We start from the raw sequence: 16158 nt of genomic DNA, 5'->3' as shown, positions 1-16158 counted from the left end.
TCGCGTCCGGGGATCCAGATCTGCGTCTCAGCTCCGTAGTAGAGCTGGCGGCAGTGCGCGAAGTGCATGAGCCCGCCGAGTTCGTCCAGGTCGTCTGTGCCCAACCGCTCGCGCAGGGCGGTGGCTTTCTGTAGGTCGTTGAGCGCTCGTTCCCCGTTGCCCAGTGACGCCCATGTGCGGGCGCTTTGGGACATGAGCCAGATGGCGGCCGTGCCGGTGTGCTCGGTCGCCAGGCCACGCGCCAGCTCGGCGTACCGGGCGGCCTCTGTGGGCCATCCCGCCCAGTACGCCATCATGGCACCCGAGCAGGCGACGGGCGAAGGTTGGTATTCCGGGGCCGCGGCCGACCTGTTCTCGCTCGGGACAGTGGCACACTTCGCAGCCACCGGCACCAACCCCTTTCAGGGCGCTACACCGATGGCCAGCCTGGGGCGTCTGATCAAGGGAGAAACCGCAGGTCTCCGATGGCGTCCCAAGGAGGCTGAGAGATCTTGTCGCCGCGTGTTGGGATAGGGAGCCGGAGCGTCGTCTGGGCATCACGGTGGTCCTCGATGTGCTGGGGGGAGGTCGACCCGGAACGGGACCGGCCGCGGTTCGTGGATTCGGCCGTGGATGTTGCCCCTCGGAAGAAGCCGTTTCGTGGCAGGAGGGTCCCGGACAACGAATGGTTTGGTGGTCGCCCTAAGGACATGCGAGAGAGGGCCGAGCGGCTGCGTGAACAGCTGGCCGGGTATCTGAGCTGCAGCAGCTATGTAGGTGCGCTCGAGATCAGCCGGGAACGAGTACATCTGTACCACTTGCTGGGCGACGATCCCCGAATCCCATCCCACGAGATCTCCAGCGCGCTATGGGACCACGCGAGCGTGTTGGGGGAAGTCGGTCTTCGAACCGAGTTGCTCACCCTTGTGGATCGGATTCCGACGCCGTGGGATAACGAACACCCAGGGTGACTGGAGTCTGGAGTCAGAACCCGTCCGCACCCTTTTCAGGGCGCGGACGGGGATGCCTCACAGCCAGCGGGTGAGCTTCTCGCGTGGCGTGTCCGGACGGACCCACCACAGGCGGGCCTGTTTATCCCAGCGGGCCTTGACCTCACGCTTGGCTTTGTCCTTCTCACCGAAGGGGACCTTGAGGTAGAGGCGGTCGTCCACCACCTCACCGATGGCGGGGGCGTCGGCTGGGGACTCCTGCTCACTCTGGGCCTGACGTACGTGCCGTAGAGGCTGGTCCCGGCGGGCACGCTCCACGATGTGCCGAACCCGCTCGCAGGCGTCGGGGTCGGTCAGCCGCATCATCAGGTCGGTGGGACCGTTGCTCGACAACAGGTTCAGGGAACCGTGCCAGAGCACCGTGCCATCCAGCACCACGACCTTCTCGTGCATCCGCTCGCGGGGGCGCACCTCGCACCCTTCTTCCTGCAGGCGCCGGATCTGCTCCTCGTGCCGTTCGGCGTTCTTATCCTGGTTGTCGCCGACCGGCCGGGTGAACACGGTGACCCGCACCCCCTGGGCGACACGTGGGGCCAGGTGCTTGAGCCAGCGTTCGACGGGGCCCTTGTTGAGGAAGGCGCAGTAGATCTCGATGCTCTCGGTGGCCCGGGCTAGATCCCACTCCAGTGCCTTAGTCACCTCGTCGGCAGGGAAGAAGGCGGGGCGGCGCAGCTCCTCCTCGCTGAGGCCGACGAGGTCCCCGGCGCTGCGGACGGGGACCAGTTCCTGGGCAGGGATCCGCTGCGCCAACTTCTCCAGGGTGTCGAGCATGATGACAGTCTCGCTGCCCGGCTGAAGGTGCTCGCGCAGGTAATCGACGTCGGCGACAACCACGAGGTGGTCCTGCGCCCGGCTCAGTGCCACGTTGAGCAGCCGTGCGGTGGACGAGGACATCCCCGTGCCGCTGTAGAAGTTACCCGGTGTGTCCCCGGAGCCGGCCACGGTGTCCACGATGATCAGGGGCCGCTGACTGCCCTGGAACCGGTGCACGGTGTCAGCCAGCCCTTCGTACTCCTGGCCGAACCGGTATTTCAGGCTGCTGCGCAGGTGCTTGACCTGGTCACGGTAGGGGGAGATGACCGCCATGCGCTGGTCTGGTGAGACGGGATCGTCGTGTTTGCGTCCCGGTAGGACCCCGTCGTACTGCAGCCCCCGGACCAGCTCGTGGATGACGGCCTCGTGCACCGGGTTGGACTTGTGCCGACCCGCGCCGCCGACATGGACACGGCTGCCGGAGGTGTCCACCAGCACCACCGACTGGTCCACCAGCGGTGAGTGCGGTAGCCGGGACTTGTCCGAGCGTCCGGTGGTCAGGGGAGCGTCACGGTAAGCGACCTGGTTGACCACGGTACAGATGTCGGGACGCATGCGGTACTGCGTCTTCAGGCCGACCAGGCGAGGGTCGTCGGTCACGCGCCCCGAAGGGGCGACCAGCCTCGCGGCGTGGAAGACGTCCCGGTCCATCCACTGCCGGGAATGCTCTTGTTCCTCGGGCTGGAGCGCCCTGGACCCCGATGCCTGGGTGATGGCGGGCAACTGGCGGAAGTCCCCGGCGACGACGACACGTTTGCCGGCCAACCCAGCCGCGCACCACGCGGAGGGGAGGTCGACCATGCCCGCCTCGTCGATGATCACGGTGTCCACCTCGTCCATGAGGTGGCGGCTTTGCAGGGCCTTGGACAGGGTCGTGCCCATGACCCGGCACCGGGAGCGGACCGTCGCCAGTAGCCCATCGAGCTCCTCCCGGACTTCGGTGAGCTCCGCCTCGGTCTGGCCGATCAGTTCCTCTACAGCCTCAGCGGCAGGAAGGCCGCGGGTGGCTTCCAGAGCGGAGTCCCGTTCCCGGACACGTTCGGTGATCGCCGCGTTGATGTCCTTCAGGCGCGCGGCGGCGGCGTCGAGCCGCAACTGGTCTTCACTGAGGGCGCTGCGCAGGCGATCCCGCTCCTCGAGCAGGCGGGCCAGCCGCTCGGCCTTGCGTTTGGCGAACGGTCCCGAGGGTGTGCCGATCGCCTCGGCGCTCGCGGCCACCTGGTCGAGTTCCCTTTGGACACGGGTGGTTTGAGCTCGGTGGTGGGAGATCTCGTCGGTGATCTCTCCAGCAAGGGAACATCCGCTCCCCAGCTCCGCCTCGGCCTGGGTGAGGCGTTCGTGTGCGAGGCGCTGGGCTGCGGCGACCTTGAAGGTCTCCTCCAGTTCCTCGGCCCGGGTGGACAGGTCCACGCCCAGCCGTCCGGCGATCATCTCCGGATCGATCATCGAACCGAACCGTTCCCGGAGCGAGACGACCTCGATCTCACCAGCCCGCTGCACCAGGCCGGTGTCGAAGCCGTCCTCGCCTTCCAGCCGTTCGCAGACCCGTTCCAGCGCCTGGTCGACGGCCACCCGGGTGGGCGCCAGGAACAGGATCCGTTCACTGAGACCGTAGGAGCCCTCGATGATGAGGGAGACCACCTCGGTCTTACCGGTGCCGGGCGGGCCCCAAATGAAGGTGATGTCGCTGCCCAGGGCCTGTTCCACGGCACGGCGCTGGTGTTCGTTGAGGGTCATGTCCCGATACCCGCTGATGTATCGGTGCGGGTCGGCCAGCGCCCCGACCGAGGGATCACCGTCTCCGAGGATCCAGGCTGCCGTGGCCACGTTCACAGGCCCGGGCCGCTGCTCGCAGTCCCGGACCCGGTCAGCGAGGGCGGTCAGAGACCGCGTCTCGTCGTCACGGAGTTGGACGTTTCCGGGGCGGTCACCGAGGTCGGCCTCCGTGGTAACGAGGATCTTCCCGTCGGGGTGGGCTGTGGCCGCGGCATGCTGCCAGGGGCGGCGAGACCGGGAGAGGCGTATCAGAAGTCGGTCGGAGTCGAAGGAGTCCTTCCAACGGGTGCAGGAGAACAGGTACTCGTGTGGATGGTCGCTGTCGCCGACCCGGACGCGTTTGCCGTCCTTGAGGGCGACCTTCTCCTTGGAGTTGGCGTCGTCGGCCAACTGGGCCCTGACCTCGTGGGCGAGGGCGGTGAGGAACTGGTCGGCGGGTTCGGGGAGCGTGCTCGGGGAAGTCACTAGGCCCTTTCGGCGTCGTCAGCACTGGGGAACCGGCGTTCAGGAGTATGCCCCAAGGAGGTGACGTTTCGCAGGCGCCCTGGTGCGGTGAGTCGACCAAGGTCGCCCCCGCGATGCCTGAAACCGGACAGGCTCGCCTCTCGTTCATATGCGCGACTGGGTGAACCAGGCCAGGACCGATCGCTTGTAGCCCTCGGGTATCGGCAAGTCGGGCACCTGGGCCTCGGTGAACAGCCCGGCCTCCTTGTGTTCGCTGGAGACCACGACCGGGGCGTGGGAGGCCACATGGCATCCGTAGGTGACGATGAAGACGCGCCGGTCCACCTGGGTGATGTGGTACATCCACGAGTCGAGGATCTCGGCCACCCGCACGGACCAACCGGTCTCCTCCTCGATCTCCCGGGCCAGGCACTCCTCGGGAGTCTCCCCGATCTCGATCTTGCCGCCCGGCAGCTCCCACTCGTCGCGCTCGTTGCGCAACAACAACACCCGGCCGTCGCGGATGGCGACGCCCTTGACCGAGACGGGGAACGTGCGCGGAACGTAGGGGTGTCGGACACGGGAGGGCTCGCTTTCGAAGGCGGGTGAGCACGACACATCACAGGCTTCAGCCGTCGCCCCCGAAGCGGAGGAGCGGCACGTCGTAGAGGTTCGGGTCAGGGACCCGATGCATCTGCGGTGATGTCACCTCGACGAGCACCATCTCGGTGAGGAACTGGACCTGGGCGCCGAGCAGGTGGCTGGTGTGACCCGTCGCGCTGTGCTCCTTGAGCCCGACGGAGACGTGGATGTGGGGGGAGATGGTGTCGGTGGTCTCGTCGTAGGCGATGGTGCCGCCGCCCAGCGCTTCGACGTTGTTCAGTTGGACCTTCGACCAGACCGGCGCGGCCGGGTCGGTGAGCTTCTCACAGGTGCCCACGATGTCCACGTGGGCGAACCCGGCGATGAAGACCGGTATGTAGCCCTGGCGGACGTCGTTGTCTCGGCAGAACTCGGAGAGGGACGAGAAGAAGTCCTCACCGTGGTCGAAGACGAGGCCGAAGGTCCGTCCCTGGGTCAGTTCGTGGCTGCGCACGTCGGTTTCCGCTTCGTTTCGGGGGTGGGTGGGGCTCAAGCGGGGGAGTGGCCACCGGCGGCGGCGAAGGCCTCCGTGATGGCGGTACGGTCGCGGTCGGTGGCCAGCAGTGCCCACAGCAGGATGCGTGCCTTGTACGGGTCCAGGAACCCGGCCCGGATCAGCCCCCGCTCCAACAGGTCCTGTTCGGAGCCCGGGAATCCGTAGGTGGCCGCGAGCCCGGCCCCGCCGCCGGTCCGGGAAGCGAGCACCACCGGTACCTGGTCGGCGAGGTCTTCGAGTGCGGGCACCAGGTGTTGCGGGACGTGGCCGACGCCGAACGCGGCGATGACCGCGCCGTCGACCCGTTCGGCCAGGCCGTCGAGCAGCAGGCCGTCGTCGCCCAACGCCACCGTCACCAGGGCCACACGCGGTCCCGTGCCTAGATTCGACAGGTCGAGCGTGGTGCGCCCCGTGGGGTGGTTGAGCAGGCGGGGGGTTCCCTCCACCACGTAGCCGAGCGGGCCGCCGTTGGGGGACTGGAAGGTGGTCACGCTCGTGGCGTGGGTCTTGCGGACCCGACTGGCGGCATGGATCTCGTCGGTGAGCACCACCAGGACGCCCTGGTCCCGCGCACTCGGATGGGCGGCGGTCTGCACGGCCGCGAGGAGGTTCGCGGGCCCGTCGGCCCCGGCCAGGGTGGGGTTGCGCATCGCTCCGGTCACGACGACCGGTTGCGGGGCGGTGTGGAACAGATCGAGCAGGTAGCTGGTCTCCTCGATGGTGTCGGTGCCCTGTGTGACGACGACGCCGTTCACCGTTCCCGAGGCTAGGCGCTTGTCGATCTCCGCGGCCAGATCGGTGAGGTCGGACAGACTCAGGGAGGCACCGGGAAGCCGTCGGAAGTCTTCGACCTCGATGTCGATGCCGGTCTCGGCCAGTCCTGGTACGGCCGCTACGAGCTGGGCCGCAGACAGGGCCGGAACCACCCCTCCTGACCCGTCGGAGGTCATGGCGATCGTCCCGCCCAGTCCGTACACCGCCACCCGAGGGCGGGACTCCTTCGCGAGCACGATTCTCCCTTCACCACAGGGTCTGTGAGGGGCAGCCTAACGCCCGGAGGAACCCGTCCGCCCGATGAACCGGCAAGCACGATCGACACCGGCCGTGGACAGCAACCGGCTGGACGGAGGAGCCAACCCGGCGAACCCGTAGGCGCCGATCTGGGCACACCGGGATAACCAACCACGCCCAGTTCACCTCGAGATACTCAGCGAGGGAACACAGTCTTCCCCTCGACGTGTCAGCGCTGATCACCGAGTGAGCGCGTGCGTATCCCGTGACGTCCATGTACTCGCGCAGCGTCGACGTGCTGTCCGTCATGTCGACGTGCCAGACACCGTCGGAACCGAGCCAGTTGGCGACGATCGCCTGCTCGCCAGGGTTGAGCACGAAACCTTCCACAGCCCCATAGGCCGGTTCGTCGGACACCTGAACCCGGATACCGAAGGACTCCATGAGAGCCGCGGTGAGCAGGAACAGGATCCGTTCGGCTCGTGGTGCCTTGCTCACCGCCGCTTCGGGAAGGCAGAACGATCGCGTGGCGCCTGACGGAAACCGGTTCGAGAGGGCCCGAAGGTAGTCGTGCTTGTGGGCGAAGAGCAGCCAGGTACTGGCCTCCTCTCCGGTGCGTTCCCAGGTCCAGAAGTCGGGTGTCGAGGTGAGCCGCTCAGACTGCTGAAGGATGTAGCGGGCGCAGAATTCCGAGCCCACCCACAGCTGGGAAACTGCGGTCAGTTCGGCGACCATGTCCCGCCCCGCGGAGGAGCGGCGAAAGGCCGCGAACGCGTCGAGTTCCTCCCTCAGCTCCGTGATCAGCGCGTCGTCGTAGAGGAGCGCACTGTCCAGAGAACTGACCGCTCACAGCACTCCCAGGGTGAGATCGTCGAGCACGTAGGCGTCAGGGATGCGTAACCGGACGCGGTCCCCGCTGTGCCGTCCCTCCCGTCGCGCTCTCCGGGCCCGTCGCTCGTTCAGTGCGACCATGCGCCGTCCGTCTCCATCGCTGAGGCCGATCAGCAGTCGAGGCTGGTGGTCCGCGCCCGACTGATTCTTCGTCGTCTCGACGAGGACATGGCCTGAACCGCGTGAGGCGTGGTGGACTCCCACCTCAACCGTGGCTCCTCCGAAGAAGGAACCCGGAAGGGCTTCGAGCGAGGCGCTCTCACCGGGCGAGGCGTCCCCATTCCAGGTCCACAGGCTCTGTGTGGTACCGGTTTCCGCCAGTGCGGACTCGTGACGCGGGGCAGGAACTGCGGTCGGTGAGTGCCCTAACCTGCGAAAACACGAGAAGGCGCAGGTAGCGGGGAAGGTGGCTGCCCGGTTGTGCCGGGTTGCCCCGCGTTCCGCTGGGAGGTGTGCACCCGCCAGGTGCACACCTCCGGCCGTCCGGTGCACCCGTGGGGGGTGCACCGGGGTTTTATCGCCGCCCTCGGGCGGGAAGCCCTCTGGATACGTACCGTCACGTGTATACAAGTACCATTTCATGTCCTTCCATCCCTTACACCGTGTTGCTTGGTTCCGCGTCAGTAGGGAGCTGAGAGGACGAATTGAGCACGAAGCGGGTCGGCCTCGTGTTCGTGACCAGGAAGATCACGGATGTGACCGAATGTGATCGCCCGGGGTTTCCGGGGGTTGTGGCGGCTCACTCCCTGGGTGTGGATGGCTATAGTGTCGTTTACTTCCTGTAGTTGTGGAATTGCTGTCGTGTGTCGTGCAACGCCCCTTTGGTGGGTGTCCCCGATCTCAGAGAGGCTGTCGGTGTGTCAGGTGAGTCCGGTGGGAATCCGATCGAGGGCTATGAGGGCGCTCAGCTAGCTGAGGCCCTAGCCGAGTCCATGGCGGGGCTGGCCGATATGTTCGACCTGATCATGGAGGACGCGGAGACCGTCGCTCAGCGGGACGAGGTTTCCTCCGCGCTGCGCGCGTACAAGGAGGAGTACGGTCCGGCCATCGTCGAGGTGCAGGAACACGGTCTGCAGCTCGCCGACAACATCCAGGCGGGCGCCTCCGAGATCGCCCGGAACGACCAGGAAGCCGCCGGGGACTACCAGACCCCCTGGGACCTGGGTGTGAACCTGGAAGTCAACTTCTGATCCTCCGACCCTGTCCCTGCCCCCGATCACTCCCCTGACAGCAGAGCGTGCAATGGCTTCCTTCGACATCTCTTTCCAGGCCCGAACCACGGCCGCGAACCCCGAGGCGATCCGAACCCGAGCAGAAGAGCTGGACATCCTCCAGTCCCGACTTTTGGGCAGGGCGGACGACCTCGACGCCGACTTCAACGACGCGGCTAACCAGTTCACCGATCTCATGGCCTGGAACATCCAAGGCCAGTCCGCCGAGGAGCTCCAGTTGTGGCGCGACGCCGGAACGGCGATCGTCTACGCCTCCTCCATGGTCGAGATGTGGGCACAGCACGTGGAGACCTTCAAGGAGGAGCGCTCGGCTCAGATGTCCGAGTGGTGGGAGTTCCTCGGGACGAAGAGGTCCGAGATCCCGGACAAGTACCAGGGCCGGACCATCACCGCGACCTACCCAGAGAGCGAGGGATTCGGCCTGCTCGGTGACGAGAACAAGTGCCGATCCATCTACGACGAGGTCGTGGCCAAGGTGGCGGACCTGGAGACGCGCGAACGCACCAACTACCAGGCGTTCGAGGACAACGCCGACGAGATCGCAGACAGGCTGCGGCAGGGGCCCACGAGGGCCAACGTCCAGGCGCTCATCGACGCGGGAATCAACTCCTGGGCCTTCTACAACCTCGACCCGAACCACTACACGATGCTGGTCGATGGCCGGGAGCTGACTGAGGAGAACGCCGAGGAGTGGGCCGAGGAGCTGGAGGACTACTGGTCCGGACACAAGCCGCTCGATGAGCGTTACCACGAACTCATGCTCATGATGAGCATGATCACCACCAACGCGATGCAGGCCCAGCAGGGCGGCACAGGCTACCGAAACGAGGAGTTGGATTTCCTCCGAGCGTTCTACGACGAGCTGGAGGAGAACCCGAACCCCAACAGCATGGGTGTAATCGGTATCCCCGCGCAGATGGAGGGCGACCACCTGAGCGACGAGGAACGTGAACACGCGCTCGGTGTCCTGGGAGACGGTCTGCTCGCCCTGTCCGACGAGCGGGTGGGCGGTGGGTACGACGAGTTGCCCGCATCTGTGCGATCCGTGATCGGCGGGCCGGATTTCAGTGGTACCAGGACTGCCGGTGGCTTCTCCGGGACTCATGAGGACTGGATGGAGAGGGCGGGCTACCTCAATGATCTCCTCGAACACTCCCATGAGGACATGGAGGGTGGCGCCGAGTTCTCCACACGCATGATGGACACTATCTCGCTCTCGCTGACGCGGATCGACGCTTTGGGAAGCGACGACAGTGACATGTCAGGCCTTGTCGATGTCGCGACGCGGAACGAGGACGCCAACTACGCGATTCTCACCGGGGAGTATCCCGAAGGTGTCGAGGGGGACCTTCCCTGGACAGAGGAGACTGCGGAAAATGTCACGAACCGCATCATCGAAGACCTCTACACCCACGAATGGGGAGATGACGGGGAGGCGGCCCGTGGTCTGACCGAGTGGATCGAGGACACGGCGTGGAGCGACGACGAGGCTGAGCGGCGCATGGCCGCTGAGGCGATGGACGGCCTCATGGAAACGATCACTACCAAGGACATGCACGACGCCCTCTCCGACACGGGCATCGAGGTGGAACTCGCTGACGGGACGGAAGTTCCCAACGCGCCCTTCACAGCAGTCAACGGAGAGGTCGCTGACGGGTTCGCTCACATCTTCGAGCTGTACATCGAGAGCTTCGCCGACGAAGAGGGCATCGACAATGGGCATGTGGACTTCGAGTGGGAGAGGGAGGAAGGCGAAGATCGTTGGAATGATGATTCCAGGAAACTCGAGATGTCTCCGACTGAGCGTCTGATCTTCCTCGAGTACGTGATGGGTAACGAGGATTCTGCTGTGCGAGCCCATACAGCGTCGGCGGTTTATTCGGCTGCCCAGACCGAGCTCTACCTGGAGACCGGCAACAGTGTGGAGACAGGCGCCAACGCCGGTGTTCTTCAGTCTCTCGTGGATGCAGCTCTGCACAACGAAGCGGTCAACCGAAACCTCGACCTCGAAGAAGAGCAGGCGATGAGGAGGAAGATTGTCGACGGTGTGGCGAACTCCGGCAACAATGCCCTGGGCCTGGTTCCAGGGGTTGGCGTGGTACTCCAAAGTACGGGACAGTTCATCGCTCCAGACCTCATCAACCAGGCGTTCGATGACTATGTGAGCGCTACGTCCCACGTGGACAGTACGACCACGGCGATCGACGTCGAATACTACACGAGCGCGAGGGTTCTCTCCGAGGTCATCGAGCGCGGTGGCGGAAAGCTCCCGGTCATTAACGATGACATCAGGATCGATGATGCGGGCGGTGCCACCCCGCAGGAGGTGCTGGAGCGCGCAGGACTGCTCGGGGAGCGTGACGGGGAGTACTACATCGACTTCGACGGCGAGGCAGGGGACGACGCCCCGAACTCTTCCGGAGTGCAGGAGGCGTTGAACAGCTTCCTGGAATCCAGCGAGATCGACTGGGTTCCGAGGGAAACCGAATCTGGGGCCGGCTTCTCGTCGAACTTCACTGAATACTTCGGCCGCTACTACGACCCCATCCAGGATCAGATGCGCTATACCAAGGGCAATATCGACGGCCTCTATGAAGGGGTTGCGGCGAACTCGCCGAGCTCCTAGTGGGCGAGTGGTGCTTCGTTTTTAGTATGATAGGTGAGCGATTGTGAAGAAGTCGACTTCATCGACTCTGGTTTTCGTTTCTGTGATCATGGTTGCTCTTATTTCTGCCTGTGAGTTTACTGAGGAACAATCGAGCGAAGATGATTCTCCCAGTTCTGAGGCTTCTGGTGAGTATGTGACGAAGATCTGGGCGTCAGCCACCATTAATGCCTATGTTCTCCAGGAGATGTTTGCCAGGGATGAAGATGGATCCGTCATGGAGAACATTAGGGATTACTATGAGGAGCGGAGAGAATTCGAGGAAGCTGAGGGCCTCGCTCATTTTGATGGAATGGAGATACTACTGAGCTCTGGAGCCATTGCTGAAATCGATGGGGGATACCGTGTAGCTGTGGATTCAGATGAATGGGATCTTGGTAGCGGTTCTGGCGTCAGTGAAAGTGAAGTTATTCAGGCGATGGTGCTTGCTCTTGAGGTGAACGAGGTGGACTGGTGTGGTGACCCCATGAATGGGTATGAGTTCTCGGAATTCTATTTGGATTCGTATTGGGAGGACTTCGATTCCCACGAGGAGTATGTGGAGAGTATTGAAGAATATGTGACATGCGGTTCAGGGGAATGAGTCGATCGCGGAGGTGACGATCCCCCGGCTCGCGCGCAGGATCACCCACGGCACACGCGACCGTGAGGAGGGCACGATGGTCTACCTGGAGAACGGCGAGGCGATCTCGTAGGCGCTCACTCGCTGGTGGAGTGGAGTGTGTCAACGAAGGCGCGCCATTCGAGACCGCTGAAGGTCAGGTGTCCCGACCTGCGGTTCTGGGTGTCGCGGACGTCTGCTCCTGTGCTGTGCTCGCGGACCTCGACGCACTCGTTGGTCCCACCGCTGTAACTGCTCTTGTGCCAGTCACTCATCGTCGATCGCCTTCATCTCGTCGTGGACGGCTTGCAGTGTCTCCTGTGGGTCCCTGGAGGCCCCTTGTAGAGCAGTGAACACCATACGGCTCCGGCTGATGTCGGCTGAGCCGGAGATGATACGGCCCTCCTCAGCCGATTCCATGTACACCACTTCGGGTTCGTCCGCGGTGGTGATGATGCGCCTGGGTCCTGACGTTCCCGCGTGCCGTGGAGCCCGGACCGGGAGCATCTGCACGGTGATCCGTTCGCGTTCGATCTGATGGGCTACATACGCCAGTTGGTTCCGCTGCACCTGCGGGGATCCGTAGCGGCGCCAGAGGACGCTCTGGTCGATGATCAGCCAGATCATCGGGGCCACGGCTTCGGCCATGCGCTTGGCGCGGTCGCTCCTCTCCTTGGCGAGGGCCAGGACCTGCTCATGGGAAAGCCACGGTGCTCCGTATCGGATGAGCGCGTAGGAGTAGTCCTGGGTCTGGAGGTAACCGGGGAACACCAGGGGCTGGTACTCGAACAGGGCGTCGGCGGCGTGGGTGCGCTTGGTGACCTCGTGCAGCCACACCTGACGGCCGGAGCCCGTCAGCTCCTCCCAGAGCTGCTCCAACCTGCCGTCGCTCTCCAGGATCTCGTCCAGGAACTTCCGTAGCCACGGCCGGGCCATCGCCCGGCCGTTCTCGATGTCGGACACGTGCGAGTCGCTGATCGTGGTGCCGCGTTGGCTGACCCGCCGGGCCAGGGCCTGTTGGGTCAGCTCGGCTTCCGTGCGCAGCCTGCGCAGTTCCCGTCCGAAGGCCTTGAGGGCACGTTCGTCTGTGTGCATGAGGCCATGTGACCACAAAGAGTCACGCCCAATGGGGGATTCCACAGAATTCCAGAGGCCCATGGAAGATTCGGGAACTCTCCGTGCAGCCTTCACCGGGCGATCGTCCTGGCCACATCCTTTTCGCACGGGCTCTCCCACAGCGACCAAAGCGACAGCGAAAGGACCCGGTGGAAAACCATGGCCTCAGTCCAGCCGACCATCGACCTGCCCAAACGCATCCCTCCCACGAACCCGGACGTGAGCGGCCTGGTGTGCGGGCCCGACCCCGAGCACGTGCGGACCGCGCGCCGATGGGCCACGCGCGCCATCAGGGCGACGCCTTCGGCGACCCAACCCCTGGTCGTGTCGCTGGCCGAGCTGCACGCCAACGCGTTGAGGCATACAGCTTCGGGGCTTCCGGGAGGCCGGGTGCGGATCGAGATCGAGAGGCGCCGCTGCCTCTTCCTGCTCCGTGTCACCGATGACGGTCCTCGGCCGGAAGCGAAGGTGACCGTGCCCGAAGTCGCCACCGCGGCCGGTCCGGCGGAGCGGGAAGCCCTCGTGGCGGAAGGCGGGTACGGGTTGGCGCTGGTGGACTCGATGGCCCTGTACTGGGACTTCACCGGCGAGCGGGGCGGGCCGTTGACGGTTCGTGCCGCTTTCGACCGTTCCGGGCGCACCCGTCTGCCGTGGTGATTCTGGGTCCGGTGACGTTTCCGGGCCACAGGTATTGAAGAACCTCGTTCACCCAAGCCACCATCAACCATCCCAGCGAAACCGGCACAGTTTTCGCTGGCATTGGGAACTTTGTTCCCTTTGTGTCGTGTGGGTGGGAAGCGCAGTTCCGGAGTGTGTGGTCCCGGGGCCAATGACACCCGCCTCAGCGGCACACACGAAGATGCCCCGATCGGTGTTGCACCACCGAGTCGGGGCGTGATCAACCACCTGAGCACGCAGGAGGATGACCGTGCAACACACTACCGGCCGCCACCGCAGGCGGCAGCGAACCCTCGCGGGCCAGCTCTGGGCCCTTGCCACCGCGACGTTGGCCACGATGCTGACGTTCGTGTTCGTCCCCGACCCGCCCAAGCGCGACAGGACCGCGATCCCTCCCCTGCCTGAACGCCCGCAGCCGCCTGTTCCGGCTGTGTCGGCAACCGCGCCCGAGCCGAGCCTCTTGGCGAGGCGGATGGCGTCGGTCGAAGATGTGGCTTCCTACTGGGCGCGCGGCTACCACGCGGACGGGTTCGAGGCGGTACCCGAGGACGATCCGGATGAGGTGGCGGGGGCGCTGGTACGCCCTTACATGCCCCCGCCACCCCAGATCCGGACGCGGGTTCCCTGTCCCCGCGTTCCTGAGGGTGACCTGTTGGCCGCTCCACCGCAGCGGGCTCCGGACGACCTGGCCGATCTCGCCGCGGTGGTCCGGACCTATCTCAACACGGTCGGCTGAGCGGTTCCGATCGGGATGAGGGTGGTGTCGCCGCAGCGGCACCACCCGCCTACTTCATGGGTGTGCGTGACCGCAGGAACGCCCGCGCACGCCTGAATCTCCGAGGGCGGAGATTCGGGCGCTCGGCGTCGCATCCGCCTCCGGTCCTGTCTCCCTATGAGGGACGTAAGGCGGAGAAGGGCGACGACCCCTGGGAGGGTGCGCGTGAACGAGTACGAGCAGACACTGTCGAGGTTGGCTCCCCGGATCACCGACCGGGACCGGCAGATCCTGGTGGGCCTGTGGGAGCACCAGGTGATGACCACCCACCACCTGCACCGCATCTACTTCCCTCATGCCGGACCCCGCCGGGCCCGCTCCCGGCTGCTGACCTTGTACCGGTACGGGCTGCTCAACCGGTTCCGCCGCCACGCCCACGACCGCAACGCCCCCGACCACTGGATCCTGTCCCCCACCGGAGCGGTGTTGGTCGCCCTGTACCAGGACAAGGAGCCCGACGAGCTGAACTTCCGCTCCGACCGGGCCCTGGCACTGGCCCACTCGCCAAGGTTGGACCACATCCTCGGCCTAGCCGCGACCCGCGCCCAGTTCGTCGAGAGCGCCCGCGAGGTGGGCGCTGATCTGCTCCGGTGGAGGTCGGAGCGCGAGTGTAAGGAGAGGCGGGGCCGCTACGTCCGCCCCGACGCCCTCGTGCGCTGGGAGGAGGGCGAGGTGGTCCTGGACGCGTTCGTGGAGTACGACACCGGCACCGAACCCCTCGCCCAGCTCAAGCGGAAGATGCCGGGGTATGCGCTCCTGGCCCAGACCAGCAAGCTGCCCTCGATCGTGCTGTTCATAGTCCACTCCGACCGGCGCGAGGACAACGCGGCGCGCACGCTCGCCTCCGCCTGCACCGGCACGGTGGGGGTGTACCTGACCACCCACCACCGCCTGGCGGTGGAAGGGGCGGGTGCGCCGATCTGGCGGCTGGCTCACTGCCGTGACCGGGTGGAGCTGTGCGATATCCCCAATGCCTATCCCTGCGAGGAGAAAGGCAATTACTAGACCTGGTGGAAGGTCGGGTTATTCCCGAGTGCAGCTGCTGTGAGAAAGGATGGGTATTCGGTGGCGACGGGAAGACAGGGAAGGATGGTTGGTGGGGTCCGGTGAAGCCTTGATGGGCGGTCGCGGCCGTGGTGGGGGTACTCCATTGGCGGGCCTGTGACTCCGCCTGTGACTGGGCCGGTAAGTGGGCCGTTACCGCGACCGCCGTGGCCTCCGTCTGGTGCTCCGGCCTTGGGTGGACCATCCTCGGTGGTGTGTTCAGTGCAGGTCGGGCGGGTTGTGGGGTGGTCCATCGGCCGCCCCGGCTGTATACCCAAGTGGGTAGTCCTCTTCACGTAGGGCGCGCGGCGCCTGGGGTGTGCGGAGGCGGGCCCGCCCCCGCACACCCTCTCTGAGACGCCCCTGCGACTCCCACCCACCCGCCCCTCCCACCTCCTTTCTTGTCCATCACCTACTCCTTTTATTGTTGCTCTCCTGGTTGTGTTCTGAGTGCGGGCGGGGGCGGTCAAGATCGTGCAGGTGAGCGAGAGGAATGGCGGCGCGCTTTTTCTTCTCGCGCTGCTTTTTCTTTGCTGCCGTGAACTACTTCGCGGCTCGCCGGGCGAACATCGGCGGCGCCGCGTGGACGCCACCTCGCGCTCGCAGGTCGGGTGTCGCATCCGTGGTGGGGCCGTCTTCCTAGGAGGTCGTCAAGGGGGAAGCGACGACGGATCCGGATGGATCGCGAAAGGGCGGATATGGGGGACGCGAATCGGCAGCGGCGGCTGGTGGGCCACGTGGCGGCGGGGACACCGCGCCCGCGCCCCACAGGTCGGGGCGGTGTGTCGGGGGCGGACAGGCCGTCTGGTGGCCCCACACGCCCCGACCCGCGCGACGGGGGCTGGCAGGCGTATGCGGCGTGTTGGGGGATGGACCCGGATCTGTGGTTTCCGGCCCAGGGTGGGTCGGTGCGTGCGGCCAAGCGGGTCTGTGGGGTGTGTCCGGTGCAGGTCAATTGTCTGGCCGAGGCGATGAAGCGCGGTGA

14 protein-coding genes and 1 pseudogene are annotated in these 16158 nt (G+C 65.5%); 7 read left to right on the top strand and 8 right to left on the bottom strand.

Annotation, left to right across the window (positions count from 1 at the left end; genetic code table 11):
- From AB0I72_RS27875 to AB0I72_RS27850, 6 genes and pseudogenes are all read right to left on the bottom strand, one after another.
- Nucleotides 1-293, bottom strand: a pseudogene (locus AB0I72_RS27875) (hypothetical protein); the annotation flags it as partial.
- Nucleotides 294-1007: 714 nt separating this feature from the next.
- A complete protein-coding gene (locus AB0I72_RS27870; protein WP_358573947.1) occupies nt 1008-4043 on the bottom strand; it encodes an AAA domain-containing protein in 3036 nt (1011 codons plus the stop codon).
- A 144-nt stretch (nt 4044-4187) separates the two neighbouring features.
- Nucleotides 4188-4640 (bottom strand): NUDIX domain-containing protein, encoded by a 453-nt coding sequence (locus AB0I72_RS27865; RefSeq protein ID WP_358573945.1) that lies wholly within the window; start codon nt 4638-4640, stop codon nt 4188-4190.
- 10 nt (nt 4641-4650) lie between these two features.
- Complete coding sequence (locus AB0I72_RS27860) at nt 4651-5118, bottom strand: DUF296 domain-containing protein (RefSeq protein WP_358573943.1); 468 nt, start codon at nt 5116-5118, stop codon at nt 4651-4653.
- 35 nt (nt 5119-5153) lie between these two features.
- On the bottom strand, nt 5154-6170 hold the full coding sequence (locus AB0I72_RS27855) for an asparaginase (protein ID WP_358573940.1): 1017 nt from the start codon (nt 6168-6170) through the stop codon (nt 5154-5156).
- Nucleotides 6171-6180: 10 nt separating this feature from the next.
- Nucleotides 6181-6906, bottom strand: a complete 726-nt coding sequence (locus tag AB0I72_RS27850) for a hypothetical protein (protein ID WP_358573938.1) — start codon at nt 6904-6906, stop codon at nt 6181-6183.
- Between the two features lie 1013 nt (nt 6907-7919).
- Here AB0I72_RS27850 and AB0I72_RS27845 point away from each other — a divergent pair.
- Genes AB0I72_RS27845 through AB0I72_RS27835 form a run of 3 tightly spaced genes read left to right on the top strand, consistent with a single transcriptional unit; the run spans nt 7920 to nt 11542 of the window.
- Nucleotides 7920-8252 carry a hypothetical protein gene (locus AB0I72_RS27845; protein WP_358573936.1) on the top strand — a complete coding sequence of 111 codons (333 nt, stop codon included), beginning with the start codon at nt 7920-7922 and terminating at the stop codon, nt 8250-8252.
- 52 nt (nt 8253-8304) lie between these two features.
- Nucleotides 8305-10920, top strand: a complete 2616-nt coding sequence (locus AB0I72_RS27840; RefSeq protein WP_358573933.1) for a hypothetical protein — start codon at nt 8305-8307, stop codon at nt 10918-10920.
- A 43-nt stretch (nt 10921-10963) separates the two neighbouring features.
- Entirely contained in the window at nt 10964-11542 is a 579-nt protein-coding gene (locus AB0I72_RS27835; RefSeq protein WP_358573931.1) for a hypothetical protein, read from the top strand.
- A 116-nt stretch (nt 11543-11658) separates the two neighbouring features.
- On the opposite strand, the gene AB0I72_RS27830 is transcribed toward AB0I72_RS27835, so the two are convergent.
- Both AB0I72_RS27830 and AB0I72_RS27825 read right to left on the bottom strand, forming a co-directional pair.
- Nucleotides 11659-11835, bottom strand: a complete 177-nt coding sequence (locus AB0I72_RS27830; protein WP_358573928.1) for a DUF397 domain-containing protein — start codon at nt 11833-11835, stop codon at nt 11659-11661.
- A complete protein-coding gene (locus AB0I72_RS27825) occupies nt 11828-12655 on the bottom strand; it encodes a helix-turn-helix transcriptional regulator (RefSeq protein WP_358573925.1) in 828 nt (275 codons plus the stop codon). The genes AB0I72_RS27830 and AB0I72_RS27825 overlap by 8 nt, the downstream gene beginning before the upstream one ends.
- 180 nt (nt 12656-12835) lie before the next feature.
- On the opposite strand from AB0I72_RS27825, the gene AB0I72_RS27820 reads away from it, so the two are divergent.
- The 4 genes from AB0I72_RS27820 to AB0I72_RS27805 form a co-directional block, all read left to right on the top strand.
- Nucleotides 12836-13333: an ATP-binding protein gene (locus AB0I72_RS27820; RefSeq protein ID WP_358573922.1), complete on the top strand. Its 498-nt coding sequence runs from the start codon at nt 12836-12838 to the stop codon at nt 13331-13333.
- A gap of 358 nt (nt 13334-13691) precedes the next feature.
- On the top strand, nt 13692-14090 hold the full coding sequence (locus tag AB0I72_RS27815) for a hypothetical protein (protein WP_358573920.1): 399 nt from the start codon (nt 13692-13694) through the stop codon (nt 14088-14090).
- A gap of 204 nt (nt 14091-14294) precedes the next feature.
- On the top strand, nt 14295-15134 hold the full coding sequence (locus AB0I72_RS27810) for a replication-relaxation family protein (protein ID WP_358573917.1): 840 nt from the start codon (nt 14295-14297) through the stop codon (nt 15132-15134).
- A gap of 716 nt (nt 15135-15850) precedes the next feature.
- A partial coding sequence (locus AB0I72_RS27805; RefSeq protein WP_358573914.1) for a WhiB family transcriptional regulator occupies nt 15851-16158 on the top strand: 308 nt, incomplete at its 3' end.

Source organism: Nocardiopsis sp. NPDC049922 (genome assembly GCF_040660275.1).
In the GTDB taxonomy this organism is placed as follows: Bacteria; Actinomycetota; Actinomycetes; order Streptosporangiales; family Streptosporangiaceae; genus Nocardiopsis.
Note: the sequence above shows the minus strand (reverse complement) of the source record. Positions and strands in the feature narration are given on the sequence as shown.